Source organism: Frankia sp. CeCAU1, assembly GCF_977971845.1.
In genome coordinates this window covers 3,237-27,790 of sequence record NZ_CDWWXA010000008.1, presented here as the reverse complement: position 1 = coordinate 27,790, position 24,554 = coordinate 3,237, and the positions used below count along the sequence as shown (strand labels likewise).

Here is a 24,554-nt window from a genome sequence, read left to right as displayed (position 1 = left end):
TCCGCGCCCGCGCTCAGCGCAGCAGTCCGCGCAGCCGCGCCTGTTCCTGCAACCAGTACATCTCCTGCGCCCACAACCGCAGCCGCTCGACGGCGGCGAGCTCGCCGGCCAGAGCCTGCGCCACGGACGGCCGGCTCAGTACCGCAACGCCGACGGGCGCCCACGGCCAGGCGGCCTCCTCCTCGCAGGCTCGCTGGTAGGCGGCCCGCCGCAGGGCTATCTCGGCGAGGGCGAAATCGATCTGCTCGGAGAGCAGGTCGAGACGCGCGAGCAGGTCCGCGTCACGAACCCACGGACGGCCGCTATAAGCGGGCAATGGAGCGGGCCGCGCAGACATGTTGGGGGAAGGGTACGAGCCCGCGGACACCGGGAACAACACGCATCCCGGAACAGACCTCTGAGCTGCGGTTCATTCTTCCAGCCGGCCGGAATCGGCGGCCCCCTCGGGGAGAACCCGGTGGACACCCGAGTCGGGTGAGACGACTGTCGGGACGTGAGCAACGCAGGTCCGAGGGTAACGCCTACGGTACGGCGTCCATGGTGCCGATCAGATCCGTAAGCCAGCCTGGGGGTCTTTCGGTGAGTCTCACACCACCCGTCCTGCTGATGGTGCTCGGTTTTCCACTCTTCGTAATGGCGGGGATGCTCATGATGGGCGGAATCGAGAAACGTCTGATCGGCTCCCGCGGGTTGCTCTCCCTGGTCACCGAGGACGGCACCGCCTCGGTGGGTGACTCCGGACCAGCCGGTGCACGACCGTCACCCAGCGCACCCGCCACCCTCAGCGCACCCGCCACTCTCAGCGCACCCGCCACTCTCAGCGCACCCGCGTCATCGGGCGATCGGACGTCACCGCTCATTGGCTGAGCCGTCTCCCAGCCCGCTGGATGCGGACAGTCGAGGGGGCGCTCAGCGGCGGCGGGATCCCCCACCGACCCGCAGCCGACCGTCGAGACCGGCCTCCCGCAACAACGCGGCGAACGCCGGTGTGGGTGCCTGGATCTCCAGACATGAGTGCACCCGGCGGAGCAGCAGATCGGCGCGGAGCAGAGCGGCGAGCCCCGGGATGTCGATCGAGCGTAGGCCCGCGACATCCACCGTGACCGTCCCCCCGCCCCGGCCGAGATGCTCGCCGATCTGCTCACGGAACCGGAGCCGCCCGGCCGTGTCGAGTTCCCCGGCGAGTTCGATGAGCACGTCCTCGCCTGTCCGCCGCACGGACATCCGCAAGGCTCCAGCATCCACCCGCATGACTTCCACCCCCCGATGTCGTCACCGCGCGGGGCCACCCCCGATCGATTACGCAGAGTAACATGCCTCGGTTGGCTGGATCCCCGGCGGGCGTCAGCCGGCCCGCAGACGCTTGATCAGAGCGTTCGTCGAGCTGTCATGCCCCAGCTCCGGTTCCTGCTCGGACCCGAGTTCCGGAATGATCCGACCGGCCAGCACCTTGCCGAGCTCCACGCCCCACTGGTCGAAACTGTTGATCCCCCAGATGACCCCCTGGGTGAACACCTTGTGCTCGTACAGTGCGATCAGCTGACCGAGGGTGAACGGAGTCAGCTTCTGGGCCAGCAGGGTGTTCGAGGGTCGATTACCCGGGAAGGTCCGATGCGCAACGAGGTCCGGCGTGACACCCTCGGCGGCCACCTCCGCGGCTGTCCGGCCGAACGCGAGGGCCTCTGTCTGCGCCAGGAAGTTGGCCAGCAGCAGGGCGTGCTGGTCCATCCCGGCGCCATCCGCCGTGCCCACCCCGGGATGGTTCGGCCGGACGAAGCCGATGAAATCGGCCGGAACGATCGTCGTCCCCTGGTGCAGGAGCTGGTAGTACGCATGCTGTCCGTTCGTGCCGGGAGTCCCCCAGACGATCGGTCCGGTCGGCGTCGACACGGGCCGCCCGGTGAGATCGACCGACTTCCCATTGCTCTCCATGTCCAACTGCTGGAGATAAGCCGGGAATCGGCCCAGGTAGTGGCTGTACGGCAGCACCGCGTGCGTCGCTGTACCGAAGAAGTCGCGGTACCACAGGCCGATCAGACCGAGCAGAACCGGAAGGTTCCGCTCGAACGGAGCCGTCCGGAAGTGCGTGTCCATAGCGGCGAAACCGGCGAGGAACTCCCGGAAGTTCGGCGGCCCGATCGCGATCATCAGCGAGAGGCCGATCGCGCAGTCCACCGAGTACCGGCCGCCCACCCAGTCCCAGAACTCGAACATGTTCACGGTGTCGATACCGAACTCGGCGACCTTCTCGGCATTCGTGGAGACCGCGACGAAGTGCCGGGAAACGGCGTCCTCGCCGAGCAGGCCGGTGAGCCAGGACCGTGCGGCCCGCGCGTTGGAGATCGTTTCCAGGGTGGTGAACGTCTTGGACGAGACGATGAACAGGGTGCTGGCCGGATCGAGATCGGCGGTGGCCTCCCAGATGTCGGTGGGGTCGACGTTGGAGACGAACCGGACTTCGATCGACCGGTCGGCATAGCCGCGCAGGGCGTCGTAGGCCATGGCGGGTCCCAGGTCGGAGCCGCCGATGCCGATGTTGACCACCGTCCGGATCCGCTCACCGGTGGCCCCCAGCCAGTCCCCCGACCGCACCCGGTCGGCGAATTGGGACATCGCGTCGAGCACCCGGTGCACGTCGGGGACGACGTCGACGCCATCCACCTCGATCCGGGTTCCGGCCGGGGCGCGCAACGCCACGTGCAACACCGGTCGGTTCTCGGTGACGTTGATTCTCTCGCCCCGGAACATCGCCTCGATCCGGTCCGCCAGCCCGGCGCGCCGGGCCAGCGCGGTCAGCAACTCGACGGTGCGCGCGGTCAGCCGGTTCTTGGAGTAGTCAAGATAGAGTCCGTCCGATTCGGCGGCGAACGTCTCGCCACGCCGGGGATCGGCGGCGAACAGATCCCGCAGGGACACCTCGGAGATCTCGCGCAGATGCGCGGTGAGCGCCGCCCATTCCTCGGTCGCGGTGATGTCCAGCGGAGCCACCGGGGCAGCGGGCTCGGTTGTCGACATGACGTGGGATGCCCTTCCTCGCAGGTTCAACGTGTGCCGCAGTGCCCATCATCCGCACTGCGGCGGCGGCGACGCTCGTCAGCCCCGTCGGCATGCCCGTGTCGCCGATCCGGCGCGCCGGATCGGCCGGCCGGGGGTAGGGAATGGGGGGTCAGGACCGTAGGATCACCAGGAACCCGACGAAGGGCGTCATTGCAGGCCAGGATGGTTCTCGGCGCACGGGTGGCGGTACAGCAGATGCCCGGCGTGGTAGCGGACGGATCTGGACCTTGTTGATAGATAAATCTCGGGTGGAGGCGGCGCTTCCCGGTTACTCCGTCGAGGGCGACTTGGGCCGGGGTGGCTACGGGCTCGTGCTGGCCGGCCAGCACCGGCTCATCGGCCGCAAGGTCGCGATCAAGATCCTGCTGGACACCTCCGACGACCCCGATCTGCGTACCCGCTTCCTGTCCGAGGCTCGGGTGCTGGCCGAACTGGATCATCCGCACATCGTGCGTATCCACGACTACGTGGAGCACGAGGGCACCTGCCTGCTCGTCATGGAGCTGCTCTCCGGCGGCACGCTCAAACAGCGAATGAGCTCGGGACCGGTCTCCGCCGAGACCACCTGCTCGATCGGGCTCGCGGTCGCGGCCGCCCTCGCCACGGCGCACGGCCACGGAGTGCTGCACCGGGACATCAAGCCGGACAACATCATGTTCGCCGGCGACGGGCTGCTGAAGGTGACCGACTTCGGCATCGCCAAGATTTTCGACGGAGCGGAGACCACCGCCAGCGCGATCCTGGGAACGCCGCGTTACATGGCTCCCGAGCAGATCATGGGGACGCGCCTCTTCCCGTCCACCGATCTTTACGCCCTCGCGGGTGTGCTCTACGAGATGATCGCCAGCCGACCGCTGTTCGGCCGTCAGATGGCGGTGCAAACGCTGACCCACCACCATCTGACGATCATGCCGGAACCGCTCACCATGGTTCCGCCACCCGTCTCCGCGGTGATCCTGCGGGCGCTGGCGAAGGATCCGGGCATCCGCTTCGCCGACGCCGCCGACTTCGCCCTGGAACTCGCCCGAGCGAGCAGCCGCGCGTTCGGCCCGACCTGGCTGTCCCGGTCCGACGTCAAGGTGCGGATCGACGACGAGATCCGGGAGGTGGCGCTCGCCACCTCGACCACCCCGCGCCCGCCGGCCCCCGGTCGACCGGGCTTCCCCGGTAGTCCCGGAGCACCCGGTGGTCCGGTCGGCCATCCGATGGGGGGATATCCACCACCGGGCGGGCCGGGCTGGGGTGGATTCCCGCCGGGCAACACTCCACCGCCGCGGTCGACCCCACCGCCGCGGTCGCTCGGCCCCGGTTATGGCGGACCGGATGCCCCAGGCGGACCGGGTGCCCCCGGCGGTCCCGGCGGCCAGACGTACCGGCCCGGTCCGGGGGGACCGGTGCACGGGATGGCGGGGGTACCACCGGCCGCCACCCGCCAGGCCGGGCACCAGGCGAGTCCGAACGCCCGTAACCGGACACCGCTCATCATCGGAGCGGTCGCGTTCGTCGTCATCGTCGCCATCACCGTCGGCATCGTGGCAGCGGTGACGAACTCGGGCGGCGGTGACCGCGGCGGTGATCGCCGCGGCGGCACGGTACGCCTCGCAACCGCCTACCGGGGAACGGCGCTGTCGGTGCAGGGCCTGAGCCCCTACAGCGTCGATGTCGATCCCGACGGCTCGCTACTCGTCTCCAGCCTCGCGACGGACCGCATCCAGAAGATCACCCCCGCCGGGGCGGTCAGCGACCTCGCGGGCACCGGAGCCGGCGGGATCAGCGGCGACGGCGGCCCGGCCACCGCGGCGCAGCTTGACGGACCCGGATCGACCACCCGTGACAAGGCCGGCAACATCTACATCGGGGACGCGAAGAACAATCGGATCCGCAGGATCAGCCCACAGGGGATCATCACCACGATCGCCGGCACCGGTGACGCCGGTTACGGCGGCGACGGCGGCCCAGCCACCGCGGCGAAGATCAACAGTGCGGAAAAAGTGACCACCGGGCCGGACGGCAGCGTCTACCTCTCCGACTACGAGAACCACCGGATCCGCAGGATCAGCCCACAGGGGATCATTACCACGTACGTGGGCACCGGAGTCGCGGGTTACACCGGCGACGGCGGCCCGGCCACCGCGGCGAAGATCAACGGCCCGAACGATCTCCAGATGACCGACGACGGCACCCTCTACTTCGCCGACCTCGCCAGCGACACCATTCAGAAGGTGACCCCGGACGGGATCATCACCACCGTCGCCGGGACCGGTGAGGGGGGCTTCTCGGGTGACGGCGGCCCGGCCACCCGGGCCAGGCTGAACGTGCCGTCGCTCACCGTCGGCCCGGACGGCCGGACGCTCTACCTCGCTGACTACCGCAACCACCGGATCCGCCGGGTCGACCCGAACGGCGTGATCACCACGATCGCCGGCACCGGCGTCGAAGGCTCCGGCGGCGACGGCAGCCCGGCGACCACGGCCCAGTTCAAGAACCCGAGCTCGGTCGCGGTCGACGGCAGCGGCGCGCTCTACATCGCGGACAACGGCAACGACCGGGTGCGCCGCATCGATCCGAACGGCACCATCACGACCGTCGCCCAACCGGGCTAGGGTGTCGCCGGTGACCTAGCTGTCGCCGGTGACCTAGGGTGTCGTGATGACACGGATGGTCTGACGACTCGTGACGACCATCGTCCACTCCCCGGACTCGTAGCAGCCGTGAGGACTGACCGTGGATTACGAGCCTGACCGACGATCGGTGCTACGGACCGCCGCCGCCGGAGCCGGCGGGCTCGTCGCGCTCGGGCTCGGTGGCGGCCTGATGAGCGCCTGTCAGCAGGAGGACGCCCCCCACCCGATACCAACGGAGATCGACTGGCGCACGCTCGACGAACGGCTGACCGGTCCGCTGCTGCGACCGACCGATCCGGACTACGCCGTCGCCAGCATGCTGTTCGACCCGGCTTTCGACGCGGTACGTCCGCAGGCGGTGGTCCGTGCCATGTCCGCGGGGGACGTCACGGCCTGCATCGACTTCGCCCGCTCCACCGGGATACATCTCGTCGCGCGGGCCGGTGGCCACAGCTACGGGGGTTACTCAACGACGACCGGGCTGGTCGTGGACGTGACTGCGATGGCGTCGGTCCGGCCGGGGCCCGACGGCACCGCGCTGATCGGGGCCGGAGCGCTGCTGATCGACGTCTACTCCGCACTCGCCGAGAACGGGCTGGCGCTGCCGGCCGGATCATGCCCGACCGTCGGCATCGCCGGGCTCGCCCTCGGCGGCGGCATCGGAGTGTTGAGCCGGCGCTACGGTCTGACCTGCGATCGGATGGTCTCCGCCGAGGTCGTGCTGGCCTCCGGGGATACTGTGCGCGCCGACGCCGACACCGAGCCGGACCTCTTCTGGTCGCTACGCGGTGCGGGCGGGGGCAACGTCGGCATCGTGACGTCGTTCACCTTCGCCACCCATCGGGCGACACCGTTGGCGCTGTTCACCTACCGCTGGCCCTGGGACGTGGCGGCGGACGTGCTCACCGCGTGGCAGGGCTGGATCGCCGACAGCGGCGGCGCGCCGGAGGACCTGTGGTCGACCTGCGTCGTGACCTCGATGCCGACGACCGGGGCCACCGGCAGCCCAGCCCTGCGGGTGAGCGGCGTGCTCGCGGGCGGCGCCGACGACACGCGGATCACGTGGCTGCGGGATCGACTCGCCGACCTCGTCGCCGCCGTCGGCCGGAGGCCCTCGAGCACCTTCGTCGCCCAGCGTGGCCATCTCGAGACGATGTTGCTTGAGGCGGGCTGCGCGGGCAAAAGCGTCGACGCGTGCCACCTGCGCGACCGGACGCCCGGAGGCACCCTGCCACGGGTGGCCCAACGGGCCGCCTCGGCGTTCCTCACCGAACCGATGCCGGCCGGCGGGGTCGAGACGATGCTCGCCGCCCTCGAGCGACGCCAGCGCACACCCGGGGCCGGTCCGGGTGGCGTGATCCTGGATTCCTGGGGCGGCGCGATCAACCGGGTCGGCCCGGGTGACACGGCGTTCGTGCACCGCAACACGCTCGCCAGCGCCCAGTTCGTCGCCGGCTACTCCGTCGACGCATCCCCGGCGGACAAGAAGGCTAACCAGAGCTGGTTGCGATCCACGGTGGCGGCGACGGCGCCGTTCATGTCGTCGTCGGCGTACCAGAACTACATCGACCCGGACCTCACCACCTGGGCCGATGCGTACTACGGGGCGAACCTTCCGCGGTTGCGCCAGGTCAAGCGCGCCTACGACCCGGACAACCTGTTCCGCTTCGCGCAGAGCATCGCGCCGTCCTGACGGTCCTGAGCGGCTCCGGCGGCTCCGGCGGCTCCGGCGGGAGCTTCCCCGGCCAGGCCGGCCATTGCCCCGGACAGCCACCCCGCGCCGGGAATCGAAGTCAACCGACCCGGGGTGGCATGCACTATTAGATCCGTTCACCCATCCGTTGCCTACTGCCCACCTATGGTCAGATCCCTGTCCATCCGCTGTCCCCCGGCCCCGCCACCGCGCAGTTCACTCGCCGCTCCGGCGATTCATCTTGCAGCGACTACTCAAGGTGAGTACACACATGCTGTCGGTAGCGCACCGACGTTGGTGTCCGTCTGGCCGTGTCGACTGGGTTTTCTGTGAGGTCCTCGATGAAAAAAATCTTCTGGCCGTATGGCGTCGGGCTGTTCGCCCTGTTCTTCGCGGTGACAGCACCGGGTAACGCCGCCGATGTGGTGCACAGCGCCGTCGGTGCGCTCGGTGGCGTGGCCGACGGACTGTCCACCTTCGTGTCCCAGGCGGCTACCTGAGCGGAGCAACGGCGCACCCGGAGTGCCCGGAGCAGGAAATCCGGGTCAGGAACGCTGCCTAGCCAGCGGCCTGGTCACGGCCACGGTCCCACTCCAGTCCGAGATGTCGGATTCGACGACCCCCCACCGCGCTCCCTTGGCCGCGATGACCCGGCCGTCGCCGATGTACATCCCGACATGGCCCGGCGCCTCGGCGGTGCCGTCGGTGCCCGGGATGAACAGTAAGTCCCCCGGCTGCGGATCGACGCCCGCGACCTGCGGGCCGAACCGCAGCTGGTCGGTCGTCACGCGGGGGAGCTCGATGCCGATACGGCGATACGCCTCCCGGACCAGCGACGAGCAGTCCCAGGCGTCGGGACCGGTCGCACCCCAGACGTAGGGCTTGCCGATCTGCGACCGCATGAAGGCGACCATCGGGGCGACCGAACCTGCGGGGATGTCGACGCCGAGCTCCAAGGCGTCACCGTACACCTGTGCCTGCGCGAGGATCGTGCGGACGTAGTTACGCGTCTCGGTGTACGGCGGAATACCGGCGAAGGCGAGCACCGCGCCCGCTCCCGCGTTGTACGCGGCCAGCATCTTCTCCTGGGCCGCGCCGGACACGGAGGCGACCGAGGCCGCCACCGCGCAGTCGTACCGGGCCGCCGCGGGGATCGCGTCGGCCGGGTTCCACACATCGCCCTGCCCGTGGGAGGCCCACGTCCCGGGCATGAACTGGGCGATCCCCATCGCGCCCACGGGTGACCGGGCCCGCGGGTTGAAACCCGACTCCTGATGTAACTGGGCGGCCAGCAGGGCGGGAGTCACCTCGGCGCACCCGGCCGCGTTCGCCGCATCAATGATCGTCTGCAGGTACTCGGCCGGGATGCCGTCGGAGTTCCTGATGGTCCGGTTACCCCCGCCCTGATCCTGGATGAAGGGACCGGCGATGATCAGAATGAGGACGGCGACCAGCATGACGATGCCGCCGACGACGAGGGCCATGCCCGCCCCCGTCCAGACCAGCCAGCGGGAACGCTTACGGGTGAAGCCGCGGGCCATCACGCCTCACCGGCCCGGTGCGTCACCGGCGACGCTCGACAGATCCGCACCGGCGACCCGCCACGTCCCGTCGGTCTGGCGCAGGAGGGTGAGCGCGGGGGTGGACAGTGTAACCACCGGGGCGGCGGCGCCCGCCGCCGTCTCGCGGCGCACGTTCAGCTGAAGCACCACCCGACCGGTGGCCGTCGTGTCGATCCCGCCCAGGGGCGTGGTCGCCAGCACGGTCACCCGCGAGTGGGTGCCCGCGGCGCGCACCTCCTGCCACGCCTGACCGTCCCCGCCGGCAGCGGTTCCGGACCCCCCGGCGCCCAGGCTGGCCGCGAAGTCCTCGGTCAGGCAGTCGCGGGCCCGCTCGACACCGGCTGCCGGGCCGGGGTCCGTCCGGGCGTCGAAGGACTGCCAGCGTGTGAAGCAGTCGGCGGCTACCGCCGCCGGGTCCTTCCGGTCCACCTCGCCGGTGGGTGGCGCGGACGCGGTGGCCAGCGGCGGACCCGGCGCCTGACTCGCCCCGGGCGGTGGCCCCGTGGTGGCGGACGGGGCGGGAGACGGATCGGCAGTACTACCCGACACGCCGCATCCGGCCACGGTGACCACGGTGAGCAGCAGCCCGACGGCCAGCCAGGGGCGGGGCCTCACCGCGGCCGGCCGGAGCGAGGCGGCACCGGGATGAGAGCGCTCATTCCCGACCGTCCAGCCAGTCCCGTACCCGCCCCCGACGCACCCGCCACTGGTGACCGACCTTGCGAGCCGGGATGGCCCGTTCCGAAAGCAGCTTGAGGACGGTGCTCTCCGACAACCGCAACCAGGCGACCAGTTCGTCAACGGTGAGCACTTCGTCGTCGTCGGAGGGTCGGGACGGCACGCCACCGGCCGACGTCGGCGCGAGCGGAGGGGGCGCGAGCGGAGGCGCCGCGGCGGCGGGCGCCGGTGTGCTGCGGGATGCGACGGTCGGTGACATGCCGGTCGAGCGGGCCGAGGCCGTACGGACCCGGCCGGATGCCGCCGGAGCAGACCGGGCCGGGGCCGAGCCGACCGGGGATTTCGCGGGCGTCACCCCCTGCGGTGCGCCGGAGCGCTGGGATGGCCGAGGCGTCGCCATCGAGAAGCCGTCCTGCGCCACCGACGCTCCTTTCCCATCTGCCGCACGCACGGTGCCGTGTCGTCCAGGCCGCCCCCAGCCCGCCACGTCGCGGATCACAGCCAACCGTCCGCCGGTTCGTCCCCTCAATCCGGACGGCACATCTCCGGTTCCGGAAGGTACACCGACCCACCCATGATGGGTAGCTTCGACCAGAGCTTGTCATACTCGAATGACTCGTGTTACATCGATCCGACCGCAGCCGAGCGCAGATAACAGTAAGTAACCTTAACTGGCACTAGCTAACCTTAGAAGGCCGGGAGGTCGACGGCGCGTGAGCGATGTGCCACAGGCACCGTACGGTGAGGAAGGCGACGCGCGGCCCGTTTCGCTCATTGGTGCCCGCATCCCCTCGTCGGTCTCCCCTCCCGACGGTCCGCCCATCCGGAACGATCAGTACATACGAGACGATCAGTATGTACGGGACGAAGCAGCAGGCACCGAAGACGTAGAGTCACCTCCCCATTCACGATCCGGGCGCCGACGGCATCGACGGCGGGGCGGGACGGGCTCGCCGCAGCCACTCGACGAAGCGTGGCAGAGCGAGGCATTCCACCTCGATGATGCGACATCGGCGGCCCGTTCGGGTGCGGACCGTACAAACACGTCCGACGACACACCGCCATCGGTGCCGGGTGCCAGGACCGTGGCACCCGGCGCCGGGCCGGGCCGGGCGACCACGGGCGCGGACACCAGCTCCCGACGCACCCGCGGCGCCGCTGCCCGGCGCGCCGGCCGCCCGTCGGCGATTCCGCCCCGTAACCAGGCTGATCCCTCCCGCCGTCCAGCCCGGCCGGCAGATCCCCGCGGTTCGACCCCGATCCCCCCGGGCGCGGTGGAATCCTCGCGGGAGGTGGACACCGCTTCGGGTGGCAGCGCGCCGGGTGGCAGCGCGCCGGGTGGCAGCGCGTCAGGCCGAGGCGTCAGCCCGGCCGCGAGTCCTGGTGCCGGTGTCGACCCAACTGCGATACCACCACACCCGACCGGGCCATTGCCTGCCCCGAACGGGCCACGCGTCCGGCCGCCGCGTGCCTCCGCGCCCCGCCGTCCGCAGCCTCCGCGGCCGACACCGGCTGCGCCGACGGATGCGGCGCCGATCAGCGGCCCGACCGATCCGCCGACGGCACCCGTTCCATCCACCGCGGCCGGCCGGCCAGCCGCGACCGGCCCGATCGAGGTAACCGGCCCCGGGGATGCGCAGGCCCCTCCCACGGACGATCCGGTCCCCTCCGAATCGTCCGTCCCGGGCCACGTCTGCGCGGTGCCGGTCGCACCGCCGGTCGCCCGCTACACGCCGGCCGCGCCGGCCGCGCCAGCCGCGGACACGAAGCAGCCGACGGCTCCAGTGCTCCCCCCCGCGCAACCGCAGCCGCAGCCGGCCCCGGCGTCTCGATCCACCCCCGAGGCCGCGGCGGCAGGCAGCCAGACTGTCTCGCGTCGCCGGCCGTCGTCGGACGGTCGGCTGTGGCCGTGGCAGGAGCCGTGGGCCGGCGTGCGCGATCTCGAGCCATGGGAAGAGATCCCGGTACGGCTCTCTCTGCGCGACCGGGCCCGTATCCCGTTGCCCGGTTCGTGGCGGATCGCGGTGACCTCGCTGTTCCCCTACTCCGGGACCACCACCCTTGCCGGGGTCGTCGGGCTGACCCTCGCCGGGGTGCGGGCGCAGCCGGTCCTCGCGGTCGATCTCTGGCCGGGGGAGTCTCCCGGGGCGGCGCCATCGTCGCCTGTGGGCGCCGGCACCGAGGACGAGGACGAGGACGAGGACGAACCACGCGGTGATCCGCTCGCGATCCGGGTCGGCGCGGCCGGAACGACGACGGTCGCCGACGTCGCCCGCCGGCAAGCCTCCGACAGTACGGTGACCGATCTACCTCTGATGATCAGCGGTCGTCCCGCAGGCAGCACCAGGGACCTCGACGTGCTTCCCGTGCGACGCGGTGTTGGCGGAGGATCCGACCGGCACGGCGGCGGCGGTTCCGGCGACGAGGCGGCCGCCGTCGTCCCCGCGGACGACACCGTCGCCCCGACCGGACTGCGGTCCGTGCTCGGCCTGCTCGCGCATTCCTATCCACTGGTGCTGGTCGACGCGCCGGCCAAGGCACCGCTGACGCCTGCGGCGGTCCAGGCCGCGGACCTCATCATCCTCGTCACACTCGCGACCGCCGCCGATCTGGAGGCGACACTCACCGGACTGCGTACGTTGCGGGACGCGGCGGGTGGTGGCTCAGCCAGACACGGCGGGCCGATGATCGTGGCAGCCATGATTGCGCCGCGCCGGGGCCGTCCCTCGCCCCGGACCCGCGCGGCGGCGGCCCGGCTCGGGCGGCAGGTCGACACGCTGATCCGAATCCCGTACGACGCCCGGCTCGACCCCAGCAGGCATACTCCGGTGCGGATTCCTCGACTACGCCGACGTACTCGCCGCGCCTACCTCCAGCTGGCCGCGGCCGCCGTGGAAGCCCTGTTCACTCTCGCGAAAGCCGAGGCCACGGCCGCTGCGGGCGCTGTCGATCAGCCGGGGGCTGCGGCCGGCGGCGCCGTGGAAGCGGTCACCGCCCGTGCAGATTCTGGCGCTTCCGGCGGCCCACGAGCGGCTACCGAGGATCACCCTGCGGCGCAGGGCGTATCATTTGGCGACCTACGGTCACCAACGGCACCCACAAGGATCGCCGGACCGGATCGGCCGGGCGGCCCCCCGCCTGTGGGAAAGGAACCGAGATGATCCTGGACGCCGCCGCCGTCAAGGCGACCGTTGTCCTCGCTGAGGTACAGGTCAAACCGGATGACTCCAAGGCGCCTGGCATCAATGCTCTGAAAGACCTGGTCAACGGCCTGGCAGCCTATGCGGTGATCGCTGCGGTCGCCGCTGTGCTACTGGGTGGTATCGCATGGGCACTCGGCGAGCGGATGGGCCTCGAGCGCGCGTCGATGGTCGGCAAGAGCGGTGTGATCGCGGGCTTCGGTCTCGCATTCCTCGTCGGTGCCGCGGCAGCCTTCGTCAACTTCTTCCTTGCCACCGGTGCAACGGCCACCGCACCCGACCCTAACCCGGCTGGCCAGCGTCAACCCGCCGTCGAGCTCACCGTTGCCGTTGACCCCGGCGTGGTCCATGACCCATCGTCAACGCTCTTCTGACCTGTTCCCCGGATACCAGCGGGCGGACATTGCGATGATGACCGTGCCGTCTTGTGAGGGGAGTGGGCGTTGGTAAGTCTTGTGGAGTGGGCGGCCAGACGCCTGATCATCATCATCGTGACCACTGGCACGGTGAGTGTGATCGGCGGATTGGTCATCGGCCGTTACGTGGTTCCAGACAATGGTTCGAATGGCCCGGATACCGCGTCCGTCGCGCCGCAGACTTCTCCGAGCGCTACCCCGCCCGGAGTGACGCCGACGCTGGTCCCCTCGCCGAAACCGTCCAGCCAACCGGCCAACACCGCCGACCCCACCTCAGTCCCCGGTGTCCCCACCCGGATCAACGAGTTCGGTATCCCGGTCGGCTACCCCCACACCGAAGCCGGCGCCGTCAGCGCCTGCGCCAACTACGTTTCTGCATACGGAAAAACTATCAATCGCGAGCCCACGCGCCTCAAGCAAATTTTTAAATCAATAGCAGACCCCTCGACCGCCAATCGGCTCAGCCAACTTCTTATCGATGTCAATAATAGGACAGCAAAAAATTTCGGGGTTACATCCATAGATTCCCCGAACTTTCAATTGATTTATCGAACCCTCGGATATAAGATTGAAAAATTTAATCCCAACGAGGCAAAAGTATATATCTGGTCCAATGCAAGTGCCGGAATAATTGGTGGATCGCCGAACTACAAGCCTCGCAACTTCTGGGGAACCGACCTCTGTACGGTGAGCTGGAATGGCACAGATTGGAAACTTTCTGACGCCGTCGATGGCCCGGATGGTCCTGATCCCGTTGAGCAGAGGTCCGAGGAATTTCGGAGTTTCCTTCTGATCGGAGCGGTCTCATGACGTCCGGCGGTACAGGCGAAGGCAGTATTATCCTGGCCTTCAACCCCAATCCACTCGGTGCTATCAAGGATGCGATAGCGGGGAGTGCGGATGCGTACTTCAACTCGACGGGCAAGGCCTTCTGCGGCATGGCGGCGGACCTGTCCAGCTCCGTATTCAGCTTCGCGGCGCAGAAGACGACCATCAACCTGAATGCCGACTACGTCGTCCAGAACTACAACATCGCGTTTGGGGTGGCGGTCCTGATCGTCACCGGCCTGTTCATCTGCGCCTGCATCATGGGCGCCGTGCGCGGTGATCCTCACATCTTCGCACGCGCGCTCGCCTCCACCGGCACCGCGATCCTCGGCTCGTTCGTCGCACTCACCCTGCTACAGATGGTGCTCACCGCCTCGGACGGGATCGCCGACGCCTTCGGTGACGGGAAGCCACTCGGCTCGGCCCTGGTAACCCAGCTGCGGGCCCTACCGGAGCAGGGGAACTTCGCACTCGACATCGTGCTGTCGCTGCTGGTGGCGTTGTTCTCGTTTGCGCTCTTCGTGGTGCTGTACATCCGCAAGGTCGCGATCATCGTGATGGCGGTGTTCATCCCGGTGTATCTGGCCGGGCAGCCGACGATGTCCACGAGCGCCTGGATCAAGCGGGCGACCGAGATCCTCTTGGCGCTGATTTTCGCGAAGCCGGTTATTTACGCGATTTTCACACTCGGTGCCGGTGTGGCAAGCGACTCGAGCGGCTCCACAGTCGATCAGACACTGACGATCCTCGGCGGGGCCGTGGTGATGATTGCGGCGGTGTTCGCTCCCTTCGTCCTGCTGCATCTGATGGGATTCGCCGACATCCACCTGATGCGCGCCGTCGGTTCGGCAGGTCGGCGCAGTGCGGCGTCGTTCGGCCAAGGGGCGGGTGCGTTGCTGGGATCGACGTCGCGGGAGACTTTCCGCGGAATCGGCGCACGGCTGCAGACCCGCAACCGCGGCATGCTCGGCGACGTCGGTGGCGTCGGTGGCGAGCCCGCGCTGCCCCGGCCAGCCGGGCTACGGACCGGTCGTGGCAGCGGCCTCGGCGCTCCGGCGGGCACGTCATCCCGGACGGGTGCCGCCACGGCCGCGGTGCGCGGCTCGACGGCCGGCCGGCCCCGGGCCGGCGGTGGCAGTACCCGGCAACCGGCAAGAGCCGCCACCCCCACCAGGGCGACGGTCACGGTCGGCAGCAATTCCAGGCCGGTCGGCGCCACGAGGACGATGCGCCCGGGTTCCGTCACGGGCGGGGCACGCGGGACCGGTCAGGGCACGAGGCGGGTACCCGTGCCCCCGCCGGCGTCCCGGCCTCCGAAGATGACGGCGGCGGTGCCGCCGTCCCGCACCGGCGGCACGTGAGTAGTTGAGTGGCGAGGTAGCGAGGTGGCGAGGTAGCGAGGTAGCGAGGTAGCGATGATCGCGGAACGCAGTTACCGCTTCGGACCGCTGGAACGCGGCGGAGTCATGCTGGGCATGCGCTGGCCGCAGCTCGGCCTGATGATCGGCGTGATGCTGTGTGTGCTCGGGGCACTTCGCTCTCCGCTCCTGTTCATCCCACTCTGGGTACTGGTGGGAGTAACGCTCCTGTTTGTTGCGTTCGTCCGGGTGGAGGATCGTAATCTCGACCAGTGGGTGCCGATCCTCTTCGGCTTCACGATGCAGAAGGTGACGGGCGAAACGGTGTTCCGTGGCGCGTTCTTCCGGCTGGGCGCCGGGGAGGACCAGCTCAGCCGAACGGTCCTCCCGGGGCCGCTGTCGTCGCTGGTGATGTTGTCCGTACCGGTCGGCGGCGGCCGGTACGTGGCGGTGGTAAAGGATGCCAAGCAGCAGACCTACACCGCCGTCCTGCAGGTGCAGGGTAGCCAGTTCGCCCTGCTGGAGTCCGGTGACCAGCAGGCCAGGGTGGACGCCTGGGGGGAACTGCTGGCCGGGCTGACCGCCGGGGGCGGCAAACTGTCGCGCATCCAGTGGTTGGAACGCACGCTGCCCGACTCCGGCGACCAGCTTCAGCGGCACTGGCGGGTCCGCGGGCATCACGACGACTCCTGGGCCGCCGACGCCTACCAGCAGGTCATCGACGCGGCGGGTCCGGTGGCGCAGCGACACGAGACCTACCTCTCGTTCCAGCTTCGGACCAGGGACGCCCGGCGCGCGATCCAGCGGGCCGGGGGCGGTGACCAGGCGGCCTGCGCCGTCCTGCTCGGCGAACTGCGCACGATGGAGGCGGCTCTCGCCCGTGCGTCCATCAACACGGTCGGATGGCTGCCGCCACGGGCGCTCGCCGCGGTCATCCGCACCACCTACGATCCGTACTCGATCGAGATGATTGACGCGCGGGGTGGTGCGAGTACGGACCTCGCCGGGGGCCTGAAGGGGTTGGCGTCCGGCATCGACCCGGCGGTCGCAGGCCCGGTCCGGGCCGTCACCGCCTGGGACCACTACCGCACCGACTCTGGCTTCCACACGACGTACTGGATCAATGGCTGGCCGCGTGTGCCCTCCCCCGCCGCGTTCCTCGCTCCGCTGCTGATGGAGACGACCTGTCGGCGGACGGTTTCACTGATGGTCGAGCCGCTGCCCGGACGGAAGGCGGAGAAGGCGGTGAACCGACGGCGGATGGCGCACCTCGGTGAACAGCAGATGCGGGACAAGGTCGGGAAGGTCACCACCCAGCGCGACGTGGCCGAGGCCGACGAGGTCGAACGCCGCGAGCAGGAGCTGATCGCCGGATTCGGCGCCTTCCGCTTCCACGGCTTCGTCACGGTCTCCGCCGACGACCTCGACGGGCTCGCCGACGCCTGCGGTGAGGCCGAAACGCTGGCCTCACGCAGCCGGTTGGAGATGGTGCGTCTCGTCGGCGAGCAGGATCAGGGCTTCAGCGTCGGAGCGCTACCGTTGGCGGTGGGGGTTTCGTGAGCTCAGCACACGACGACGCCTCGGCGCGCGGGTACCCGGTCCCGACCGGCTACCCGACCGGCGGCTATCCGGGTAGCAGCAACACGAGCCATGGCCAGCCAGGCAATGGCCAGCCAGGCAATGGCCAGCTGAGTAACGGCTATGCGGCCAACGGCCATGCGGTGGGCGGTTACGTGCCGGCCGGCTATCCAGCCGGTGAAGCCGTGGCCGGTCACCCCGAGCGCGCCGACAGCAGCCCCGGCGGCCCCGACGGCGACTTCGACGACGGCGACTTCGACGACCCGCCCAGCTACGACGAGACCGGTTACGACCCCGACGGCTACGAGGCGGCGGACTACGAGGCCACCTCCCACGACCCGGGACGCGATGCCGAGGGCTATGTGGACCTCGGCGGCGGTCCGCGGCGGCGGCGCGAGGGACGCCTATCCGCGGAGCCCCCCCGGCGCAGCCGGCGCGCGGAACGGGCCGCGGCGGCCACCGAGAAGGCTGCGATGCGCCGGGCCCAGATAGCCCTGCGCCGGGGCGCACAGCCGCCACGGCTGTTCGGGCCGTTCGGCGGGCGGACGTTCCACAAGCTGCGGCTTCCCGCGCACATGGAGACGACGGCGCAGATCGCCGGCATCTACCCGTTCGTCGTCGACTCCGGCCTGGCCGCGCCCGGCATGTACATCGGTCGGCACGTCTGGTCGGGGAACTCGTTCGACTTCGACGTCTTCGAGCTGTACCGCCAGCAGGTCATCGAGAATCCGAACTTCGCCGTGTTCGGCGCGGTCGGCTCCCGCAAGTCGGCGCTGCTGAAGACGCTGATCTCGCGAGGGGCGGCGTTCGGCTACCAGGCCGCCGTACCCTGTGACCCGAAGGGCGAGTACACGCGGCTGGCTCGGCGCCTCGGCTGTGAGCCCACCTACATCGGGCCCGGCATGGCCACCCGGCTGAACCCGCTCGACGCCCCACCCCGTCCGATGGGCATCGCCGACGAGGACTGGGCCCGTGAGGTGAAGCGGGCTCGTTCGGCGCTGCTGTCGTCCCTGATCGAGACGGCGAAGGGGGTGCCGCTCACCCCGGCCGAGCACACCGCGGTCGACCTGGCTCTCGACGTCGTGACCCGGCAGATCACCGGGGCGTCCCCGGACCGGTGGGCAACCCCGATCCTGCCGCACGTGCTGGAGGCGATGACGGATCCAACCGAGGAGGACTGTGTCAACCTCCCGATGACCGCGACCGAGCTGCGCGACGCCTCCCGGGATGCCACGCTGACCCTGCGCCGGCTCACACACGGCGCGCTGGGCGGTCTGTTCGACGGGCCGACCACCTCTCCCCTGGACTTCGACCGTCCGATCGCCGTGCTGAACCTGGAGCGGGTCCAGGGCAGCGATGAGATGATCGCTCTGATCATGACCTGCGCGCAGGCGTGGATGGAAGCGGCACTCATGCGCCAGGACGGCGTGCAGCGCTACGTCGTCTACGACGAGTGCTGGCGGCTGATGCGGTTCGCCGGCCTCGTCCGCCGGCTGTCCGCCCAGCAGAAGCTCGCCCGACAGTGGGGATGCGCGAACGCGATCGTCGCCCACCGCATCTCCGACCTGCTGTCCGCCTCGCCGGACTCGGTGGAGATCGCCAAAGGCCTGCTCGCCGAAACCGCGATCCGGATCCTCTACAAGCAGGCGTCCGATCAGATCGCCGACACGCAGGCCGCGCTCGGGCTCACCGACGTCGCCGCCGACCTGCTCCCCAGGCTCGACCCGGGCTACGCCCTGTGGCTGATCGGCGCCCGCGCCTTCTACGTCGAGCACGTCGTCGGCGACCTGGAGATCCCCGTGGTGCTCAACGGCTCGAAGATGCACGGCGAGGTCGACGACACCAACCTGACCCCCGACGATCTGGATCCGGCCGAGCTGGACCCGCCGGATCTCGGTCCCGGCCGGCTGCGCCGGATGGCCGACGAACTCCTCGGCGACCGGGAGCTCGCCGGCGGGCCGGCCGTCCCACGGGCCGCCGACCTCACGGGCGGGTTCGGCTACCCGCCCGTGGAGCCCAGTCCCAGCTCCACCGGCTGACGATCCCCGGGGACGGGGATCCCCAGGGACGATCCCCGGGGATCTCGCCGCGCCGGCAGGGCGGCCCCGCGTCAGCGTTGGAAGGTCACCCGCAGCACGGCCCGGGCGAGAGTGTGGAAGGTGAGGTTGAAGCCAACGACGGCCGGTGAGACCTCGTCGTTGATCTCTAGTTTCGGCACGTCGACCGCGTGGACGGTGAAGATGTACCGGTGCGGTACGTCGCCCTGCGGCGGCGCGGCCCCGCCATACGCCTTGGAGCCCCAGTCGCTGCGCACGTGATACGCGCCGGCGGGCAGGCCGGTGAAGTCGCCGCTGCCCGCGCCGCGAGGAAGTTCGGTCGCCGCCGCGGGGATGTCCACCAGGACCCAGTGCCAGAATCCGCTGCCGGTGGGCGCGTCCGGGTCGTAGCAGGTGACGACGAAGCTCCTGGTCTCGGCGGGCTGACCGGACCAGGCCAGCTGTGGGGAGATGTCGGCGCCCCCGGCGCTGGTGTGCACCTGATCGGACGGAACGACTCCACCGTCGACGAGGTCCGTACTGGTCACGGTGAACAGCGGTTTGGCGGGCAGCACGTCGAACGGGTCGGGGGGTGTACCGCGGTCGAGCAGGGACATCTACCATTCCTTCCGTTACGCCATTCGATGACATTCCCGAGACGGAACCGTCGCTTGCCGGCTCTACGCTTCTCCGCGATGAAACCTCATCCCGAAGGTGCGCCGGGCCGTCGGCATGCGGTTCCAGACAACCTGGTGAGGTCCCGGTGAGACTGGTCACCGCCATCCTGCGTCCACATCGCATCGATGACGTACGCACCGCCCTTGAGACCTTCGGTATTCAGGGTATGACGGTCAGCCAGGTGACCGGATTCGGCATCGAACTGTGGCGTACCCAGACGTATCGCGGGCAGACCTTCCACGATGAGTCGGTGAGCGCCGTGCGGGTCGAGTGCGTCGTCGCGGACTGCGACGTCGAGGACGTCATCGAGGTGATCCTGAGATCGGGCGGATCGGCGGCCAGCGGAGCCGGCAAGATCTGGGTCCTTCCCGTCGACGCCATCGCCCGCGTCCGCACGGGGGAACGCGGGCCGGACGCCTTGTGAGTCCGGACGCCTTGCGAGTCCGGACGCCTTGCGAGTCCGGACGCCTTGCGAGTCCGGACGCCTTGCGAGTCCGGCGGCGGTCACCCGGCTGCGGTGACGGTGACCAGCAGACTGCACCGACCGTGACCAGCTCGATTGCCGCGATCGCTCGATGGTCCCCAAGGCCACGGCACCACCCATCAATAGTGAGACGATCGTCATACAAACGATGCTTTCGGTGTGCGACCAGCGACTGTTCCCACCTTTGGGTGACGAGGAGAGGCGACAATGACCCGTTGACCCGATACGGTTGACGGGTCCCGGCGGGCGTCTCGCCGACTCCCCCCGTATCGGTGCGGAGCCCGCCGGGACCTGTCCTCGCGACTTGGCCCGCATCACAGGTAACCGTTCGCGCGGCCACGATGACCATCGGGGTATCCCGATCGGCCTCGGTCGTCTCGATCAGCCTCGGTCGTCTCGATCAGCCTCGGTCAGTCCCGGGGTCTGACGTTGATGGGCGACCGAGTGACGCCCGCCGCTGCGGCGTGGCCGTACCGCGAAGGTCTCAGCCTCGTCGGCGACCGGGGCACTCCCGCCGAATCCAGCGGAGCCCTCCCGCACGGTACCGTTCCCGGCCCGCTTCCTACGGCGGGCCCGGAGAAATTCGAAAGCAATGGGAAGCACCGAGACGACGACAATCAGAATCAACATCGGCTCAATGTTGTTCCGTACAAAGTCTATCTTGCCGAGGTAGAAACCCAGAACCGTGATGCCGCAACCCCAGACCACCCCGCCCACGATGTTGTAGGTGATGAAGAGGCGGTAGTTCATCCGGCTCACGCCGGCGATAACCGGAGTGAAGGTGCGGACCACGGGAACAAACCGCGCCAGGATGATGGACCGCGGCCCGTACTTCTCGAAGAACTCGTGTGCCTGCTCGACGTACTCCTGTTTGAACAGCCGCGAGTCGGGGCGTCGGAACAACGCCGGACCAACTCTTCGACCAATTAGGTAGCCAACCTGGTCGCCAGCCACCGCGGCGAGCCCGATCAGGACAGCCGCCACCGGAAGCGGGGTGGAAAGCTCGTCGCGGGCGATCAGCATACCCACGGTGAACAGCACGGAGTCACCCGGGAGGAAGAACCCGACCAGTAGACCGGACTCCGCGAAGACGATCAGCAGAACGACAGCCAGGCCCGCTTTGGCCAAGCTGTCCGCGCTGAGGACGCCAGGGCCGAGAGCGAGGGTGTTCGACGCGAATGCATTCACTATCGCGGGCCTCCGACAGGCTTTGACGACGGGTTGGACACGTCCGTGAGACCGCGGCAACCGTCGAGGGACCGCCACCGCACCCGCCCGAGGACACCGTAAGGGTATCGAGCGCTCTCCCGTCTCCCACCGGGCACCCGCAAGAGTGGCTCCCCGGCGTCCCGGGCACGTCCCAGGCATGTCCCGGGCGCGTCCCGGCAGGTTGCGGCATGCCCGGGTGCGCTCGGTACGTCCCTCATAGGTTCCCCACCATAGGTGCCCGATCATGGGTTCCCAAATTGTCCAGTGCAGCGATCCGCCGCCAGTCAAGATCTGGCCGGCCCAGGTGGACCGCCGACGTCGATGGCCGGATGTGCCTCATTAGGCTTAATTCGTGCGTTATCGGCGGCCAAGCCAGGATCAGCGGCCTGTTGTCCCGAGTGATCCGAGTGATCCGAGTGATCCGCCGGCCTGGCCGGATGCGTTAACGCCACGGCCCCCGCGCTCCCGGCCGATGCGGTCAGCGCGGTCAGCGCGGTCGGGGAGACCGACACGACCGGCTGCGGGGGCCACCCCTGTCGGGGCGCACCGATGCCCTTCCCGCCCGGTCCGTACCCCGCTGCTCATGGTCCTGCTTCTGCTCGGGCTCCTGCTCGGGCTGCTGCCCCTCGCGGCCTGCGGAAAACGGGATGGCAACGACGGATCATCCCCCGCAATCAGTGCCGGCGGACCCGATGAGCGAGGTGCATCGTTACCACCGGGAACCCGCGGGGAAATTCTGTCCAGTCAGGTGGTCGCGCCGGCCCCGACCGGCATCCGGGCGTGGCGGGTGATGTACCGATCCCACGCGACGTCGGGCGTCGACATTCCGGTGTCCGGGATAATCCTGGCCCCGGAGGAGAACGTTCCGGTTCCGCCGGGCGGCCGAAGAATCGTCGCGTTCGGGCATGGCACCACGGGCCTCAAGGATTCCTGTGCACCGTCGGCGGCACGACCCGCGCTGATCGCCGCCGCCTCGACTTTTCCGCTCGTCCGGGCCGGTTATGTCGTGGCCCTCACAGACTATCCGGGGCTGGGGAGTCCCGGCGAACACGCGATCTATGTTGCCGAGCCGGAGGGCAGGGCCGTGCTTGACGCGGCGCGCGCCGCCGCCGCCCTCAAGGCAACCGGTGCCGGTCGCGACGTCGTCCTCTGGGGCTATTCGCAGGGCGGCCAGGCGGTGTTGGCCGCCGGAGCGATTGCCGCCGCCTACGCACCCGAGCTACGGATCCGGGGAGTCGTCGCAACCGCTCCCCTGGCCGACCTGCCGGCATCCCTCGCCACCTTGCAGCACAATGCCGACGGGGTCGCCTATGTCCTGCTGGCGATGATCGGGCTGTCCGTCGAGGACCGGACGATCAACCTGGACCGGGTACTCACCCCGACCGGCCGGCGACTGCTGTCGATCGCCCGCGACCGCTGCGCCACCGACCTCATCAGGGCAAGCATCGGTACGTCCGTCAACACCGCCTTTACCGTCAATCCACTGGATCATCAGCCATTCGCAGCCGGATTCGCCCGGCAACGAGAGGTGGCCCTGCGGAAGATGGCTCCGACCCTCGTTCTCCAGGGCGACCTCGACCTGGTGATCCGACGCCCGGTGACCGACAGCGTGGTCACCGGGCTGTGCCGGAAGGGCACGACCGTGGACTACCGGCGTTACCCCGACGCGGACCACGGCACCGTCCTCGGCGCATCGATGGCCGACCTCACCGCCTGGGTCGCGCAGCGCTTCGCCCCGCACCCGCCGCCGGTCACCGACATCTGCGAGATGCGCGCGGCTCGGTTCGGATAACCCGTCCCCGGCTCACGGCAGGGCCCGGCTCACGGCAGGGCCTGTGGACAACCGTGCGCCCGAGCACACCCTGCCCATCTGTGGGGACCGTCAGGTGGCTGATCCGGTAGCTGATCGGGTAGCTGATGTGGAAAACGTCGCCGCCCGCTGCCCATGGCGACGCACCCACCCTGTGGATAAGTCCGCGGGCGCGGTGCAGAGCCCGCTCGGGTCGCACTGCCCCGAGGCGATAAGCGATGAATCCGCTCACCAGCACCCACGACGGTGACCGACGAAACCGCCGTCGTTCTCCCACCCCGGGCTGTGTGGAGCACCGTCGACCGACCGTCCCTCGACCTTCCACTGACCGTCCCCACCGTGCCCATCAACGGCGAAGGGGCAATCCGGCCACCAGCACCAGGCCAGGTGACCGGCAGAACCGTCAACCATCGTCCGGAGACGGGCAGCGTGGGCACGGGCGGCCAAAGCCGATGGACCCTGCCCGAGCTGGTTGATCGTCAGCTCATATCGCTCTTGCCCGGGTGGGGCATCGTCACCTGAGCACGGCCCCGTACCGCCTGGGAATCCCGTACCGCCTGGAGATATCGCCCGCACGCTGCCCATGGGAGGGCAGCCATCGGAGGGCAGCGTGCAGGACCGGTGGAACCCGCGAAACCCGCCGACGCCGTGCTCGGCCAACTCGGCGACTGCGGCGGAGATCACGCGAGTGTCGATCGTCGTATCCCGGGGCCGTCCCCGTCGCGGTCGGTCGAGCTCGCCGGTCTTCTCCTCCGCCGTCCGCTCAGGCTAGGCGGGAATCGAAGGTGTGGGCCGCGAAGTTTTTAGGGCACCAGTTTGGTTGCATAAATGTCACAGGCTCTCCGGAGCTTCGGCAACACCTGATGCACGGAGGCAACCATGGCGAACACGATCTACTCCGCCACCTCGACCGCCTGGGGTGGACGCGACGGACGGGTGGTGTCCAGCGACAACCGGGTCGACCTCCAGCTCTCCGCCCCGAAGGGCCTCGGTGGTGACGACGGACCGGGCACGAACCCGGAACAGTTGTTCGCCACCGGTTACGCGGCGTGCTTCCATGGCGCGCTCAAGGCCATCGCGCGCGGGAAGAAGATCGATATTAAGGACTCGGCGGTCTCCGTGACCGTCGGGCTGATCAGGAACGACAACGGCAGCCTGGGGCTGAGCACGCGGATCGAGGCACAGATCCCCGGCATCGAGCGGGCGAGCGCCCAGGAGATTCTGGAGGCCGCGCACGCCCTGTGCCCATACTCCGTGGCCACCCGGGGCAACATCCCCTCCGAGGTGGTCCTCGTCGAGAGCGACTGACCCGGCTCCCCTGCTCACCGGAAGATCCCCGCGCG

Annotated in this window: 21 protein-coding genes; 13 read left to right on the top strand and 8 right to left on the bottom strand. The window is 69.3% G+C overall.

From position 1 onward, the window contains the following. Nucleotides 1–13 precede the first annotated feature (13 nt). Complete coding sequence (locus AC08OO_RS02970) at nucleotides 14–337, bottom strand: hypothetical protein (RefSeq protein ID WP_476609023.1); 324 nt, start codon at nucleotides 335–337, stop codon at nucleotides 14–16. Between the two features lie 242 nt (nucleotides 338–579). Here AC08OO_RS02970 and AC08OO_RS02965 point away from each other — a divergent pair, with 242 nt between their 5' ends. Further along, nucleotides 580–867 carry a hypothetical protein gene (locus AC08OO_RS02965; protein WP_476609022.1) on the top strand — a complete coding sequence of 96 codons (288 nt, stop codon included), beginning with the start codon at nucleotides 580–582 and terminating at the stop codon, nucleotides 865–867. Nucleotides 868–909: 42 nt separating this feature from the next. Here AC08OO_RS02965 and AC08OO_RS02960 read toward each other — a convergent pair whose 3' ends face one another. Further along, nucleotides 910–1,251 (bottom strand): STAS domain-containing protein, encoded by a 342-nt coding sequence (locus AC08OO_RS02960; RefSeq protein WP_476608610.1) that lies wholly within the window; start codon nucleotides 1,249–1,251, stop codon nucleotides 910–912. 93 nt (nucleotides 1,252–1,344) lie between these two features. Then, the gene (pgi, locus tag AC08OO_RS02955; protein ID WP_476609021.1) at nucleotides 1,345–3,015 is read right to left on the bottom strand and encodes a glucose-6-phosphate isomerase; all 1,671 of its coding nucleotides are present in this window, start codon (nucleotides 3,013–3,015) and stop codon (nucleotides 1,345–1,347) included. A gap of 269 nt (nucleotides 3,016–3,284) precedes the next feature. Between pgi and AC08OO_RS02950 the strand changes: the two genes are divergently transcribed. The 3 genes from AC08OO_RS02950 (at nucleotide 3,285) to AC08OO_RS02940 (ending at nucleotide 7,874) form a co-directional block, all read left to right on the top strand. Beyond that, a complete protein-coding gene (locus tag AC08OO_RS02950) occupies nucleotides 3,285–5,660 on the top strand; it encodes a serine/threonine-protein kinase (protein WP_476618215.1) in 2,376 nt (791 codons plus the stop codon). Between the two features lie 121 nt (nucleotides 5,661–5,781). Beyond that, a complete protein-coding gene (locus tag AC08OO_RS02945; RefSeq protein ID WP_476610502.1) occupies nucleotides 5,782–7,374 on the top strand; it encodes an FAD-binding oxidoreductase in 1,593 nt (530 codons plus the stop codon). 341 nt (nucleotides 7,375–7,715) lie between these two features. Then, on the top strand, nucleotides 7,716–7,874 hold the full coding sequence (locus AC08OO_RS02940) for a hypothetical protein (protein WP_023840589.1): 159 nt from the start codon (nucleotides 7,716–7,718) through the stop codon (nucleotides 7,872–7,874). A gap of 45 nt (nucleotides 7,875–7,919) precedes the next feature. Here AC08OO_RS02940 and AC08OO_RS02935 read toward each other — a convergent pair whose 3' ends face one another. Genes AC08OO_RS02935 through AC08OO_RS02925 form a run of 3 tightly spaced genes read right to left on the bottom strand, consistent with a single transcriptional unit; the run spans nucleotide 7,920 to nucleotide 10,035 of the window. Then, nucleotides 7,920–8,915 (bottom strand): C40 family peptidase, encoded by a 996-nt coding sequence (locus AC08OO_RS02935; RefSeq protein WP_476610501.1) that lies wholly within the window; start codon nucleotides 8,913–8,915, stop codon nucleotides 7,920–7,922. Between the two features lie 6 nt (nucleotides 8,916–8,921). Beyond that, nucleotides 8,922–9,551, bottom strand: a complete 630-nt coding sequence (locus tag AC08OO_RS02930) for a hypothetical protein (RefSeq protein ID WP_476610500.1) — start codon at nucleotides 9,549–9,551, stop codon at nucleotides 8,922–8,924. Between the two features lie 40 nt (nucleotides 9,552–9,591). Beyond that, a complete protein-coding gene (locus AC08OO_RS02925; RefSeq protein WP_476610499.1) occupies nucleotides 9,592–10,035 on the bottom strand; it encodes a helix-turn-helix domain-containing protein in 444 nt (147 codons plus the stop codon). A 1,510-nt stretch (nucleotides 10,036–11,545) separates the two neighbouring features. Between AC08OO_RS02925 and AC08OO_RS02920 the strand changes: the two genes are divergently transcribed. The 6 genes from AC08OO_RS02920 (at nucleotide 11,546) to AC08OO_RS02895 (ending at nucleotide 19,033) form a co-directional block, all read left to right on the top strand. Next, nucleotides 11,546–12,775 (top strand): MinD/ParA family ATP-binding protein, encoded by a 1,230-nt coding sequence (locus tag AC08OO_RS02920; protein WP_476610498.1) that lies wholly within the window; start codon nucleotides 11,546–11,548, stop codon nucleotides 12,773–12,775. After that, nucleotides 12,772–13,188, top strand: coding sequence for a DUF6112 family protein (locus tag AC08OO_RS02915; RefSeq protein WP_011434514.1), 417 nt, complete (start codon nucleotides 12,772–12,774; stop codon nucleotides 13,186–13,188). The genes AC08OO_RS02920 and AC08OO_RS02915 overlap by 4 nt, the downstream gene beginning before the upstream one ends. A gap of 69 nt (nucleotides 13,189–13,257) precedes the next feature. Beyond that, nucleotides 13,258–14,040 (top strand): DUF8175 domain-containg protein, encoded by a 783-nt coding sequence (locus AC08OO_RS02910; protein WP_476610497.1) that lies wholly within the window; start codon nucleotides 13,258–13,260, stop codon nucleotides 14,038–14,040. Continuing rightward, nucleotides 14,037–15,419, top strand: coding sequence for a TrbL/VirB6 family protein (locus AC08OO_RS02905; RefSeq protein WP_476610496.1), 1,383 nt, complete (start codon nucleotides 14,037–14,039; stop codon nucleotides 15,417–15,419). The genes AC08OO_RS02910 and AC08OO_RS02905 overlap by 4 nt, the downstream gene beginning before the upstream one ends. A gap of 54 nt (nucleotides 15,420–15,473) precedes the next feature. After that, nucleotides 15,474–16,976, top strand: a complete 1,503-nt coding sequence (locus AC08OO_RS02900) for an SCO6880 family protein (RefSeq protein ID WP_023840582.1) — start codon at nucleotides 15,474–15,476, stop codon at nucleotides 16,974–16,976. Then, nucleotides 16,973–19,033 carry a conjugal transfer protein TraC gene (locus AC08OO_RS02895; RefSeq protein WP_476610495.1) on the top strand — a complete coding sequence of 687 codons (2,061 nt, stop codon included), beginning with the start codon at nucleotides 16,973–16,975 and terminating at the stop codon, nucleotides 19,031–19,033. The genes AC08OO_RS02900 and AC08OO_RS02895 overlap by 4 nt, the downstream gene beginning before the upstream one ends. Before the next feature lie 71 nt (nucleotides 19,034–19,104). Here AC08OO_RS02895 and AC08OO_RS02890 read toward each other — a convergent pair whose 3' ends face one another. Then, on the bottom strand, nucleotides 19,105–19,647 hold the full coding sequence (locus AC08OO_RS02890; protein ID WP_011434509.1) for a YbhB/YbcL family Raf kinase inhibitor-like protein: 543 nt from the start codon (nucleotides 19,645–19,647) through the stop codon (nucleotides 19,105–19,107). A 146-nt stretch (nucleotides 19,648–19,793) separates the two neighbouring features. Between AC08OO_RS02890 and AC08OO_RS02885 the strand changes: the two genes are divergently transcribed. Then, nucleotides 19,794–20,132 carry a P-II family nitrogen regulator gene (locus AC08OO_RS02885; RefSeq protein ID WP_476606975.1) on the top strand — a complete coding sequence of 113 codons (339 nt, stop codon included), beginning with the start codon at nucleotides 19,794–19,796 and terminating at the stop codon, nucleotides 20,130–20,132. Between the two features lie 441 nt (nucleotides 20,133–20,573). On the opposite strand, the gene AC08OO_RS02880 is transcribed toward AC08OO_RS02885, so the two are convergent. Beyond that, nucleotides 20,574–21,380, bottom strand: coding sequence for a DedA family protein (locus tag AC08OO_RS02880; RefSeq protein WP_476610494.1), 807 nt, complete (start codon nucleotides 21,378–21,380; stop codon nucleotides 20,574–20,576). Nucleotides 21,381–21,984: 604 nt separating this feature from the next. Here AC08OO_RS02880 and AC08OO_RS02875 point away from each other — a divergent pair. Together AC08OO_RS02875 and AC08OO_RS02870 are read left to right on the top strand one after the other, a co-directional pair. Then, on the top strand, nucleotides 21,985–23,193 hold the full coding sequence (locus AC08OO_RS02875; protein ID WP_476610493.1) for a lipase family protein: 1,209 nt from the start codon (nucleotides 21,985–21,987) through the stop codon (nucleotides 23,191–23,193). A gap of 897 nt (nucleotides 23,194–24,090) precedes the next feature. Beyond that, nucleotides 24,091–24,519, top strand: coding sequence for an organic hydroperoxide resistance protein (locus tag AC08OO_RS02870; protein WP_011434504.1), 429 nt, complete (start codon nucleotides 24,091–24,093; stop codon nucleotides 24,517–24,519). Nucleotides 24,520–24,554 lie beyond the last annotated feature (35 nt).

Coding starts and splice junctions, on each gene's coding strand:
- AC08OO_RS02970 (WP_476609023.1), bottom strand. CDS start 337: ATGTCTGCGCGGCCCGCTCCATTGCCCGCTTATAGCGGCCGTCCGTGG.
- AC08OO_RS02960 (WP_476608610.1), bottom strand. CDS start 1,251: ATGCGGGTGGATGCTGGAGCCTTGCGGATGTCCGTGCGGCGGACAGGC.
- pgi (WP_476609021.1), bottom strand. CDS start 3,015: ATGTCGACAACCGAGCCCGCTGCCCCGGTGGCTCCGCTGGACATCACC.
- AC08OO_RS02940 (WP_023840589.1), top strand. CDS start 7,716: ATGAAAAAAATCTTCTGGCCGTATGGCGTCGGGCTGTTCGCCCTGTTC.
- AC08OO_RS02935 (WP_476610501.1), bottom strand. CDS start 8,915: ATGGCCCGCGGCTTCACCCGTAAGCGTTCCCGCTGGCTGGTCTGGACG.
- AC08OO_RS02915 (WP_011434514.1), top strand. CDS start 12,772: ATGATCCTGGACGCCGCCGCCGTCAAGGCGACCGTTGTCCTCGCTGAG.
- AC08OO_RS02905 (WP_476610496.1), top strand. CDS start 14,037: ATGACGTCCGGCGGTACAGGCGAAGGCAGTATTATCCTGGCCTTCAAC.
- AC08OO_RS02900 (WP_023840582.1), top strand. CDS start 15,474: ATGATCGCGGAACGCAGTTACCGCTTCGGACCGCTGGAACGCGGCGGA.
- AC08OO_RS02890 (WP_011434509.1), bottom strand. CDS start 19,647: ATGTCCCTGCTCGACCGCGGTACACCCCCCGACCCGTTCGACGTGCTG.
- AC08OO_RS02875 (WP_476610493.1), top strand. CDS start 21,985: ATGGTCCTGCTTCTGCTCGGGCTCCTGCTCGGGCTGCTGCCCCTCGCG.
- AC08OO_RS02870 (WP_011434504.1), top strand. CDS start 24,091: ATGGCGAACACGATCTACTCCGCCACCTCGACCGCCTGGGGTGGACGC.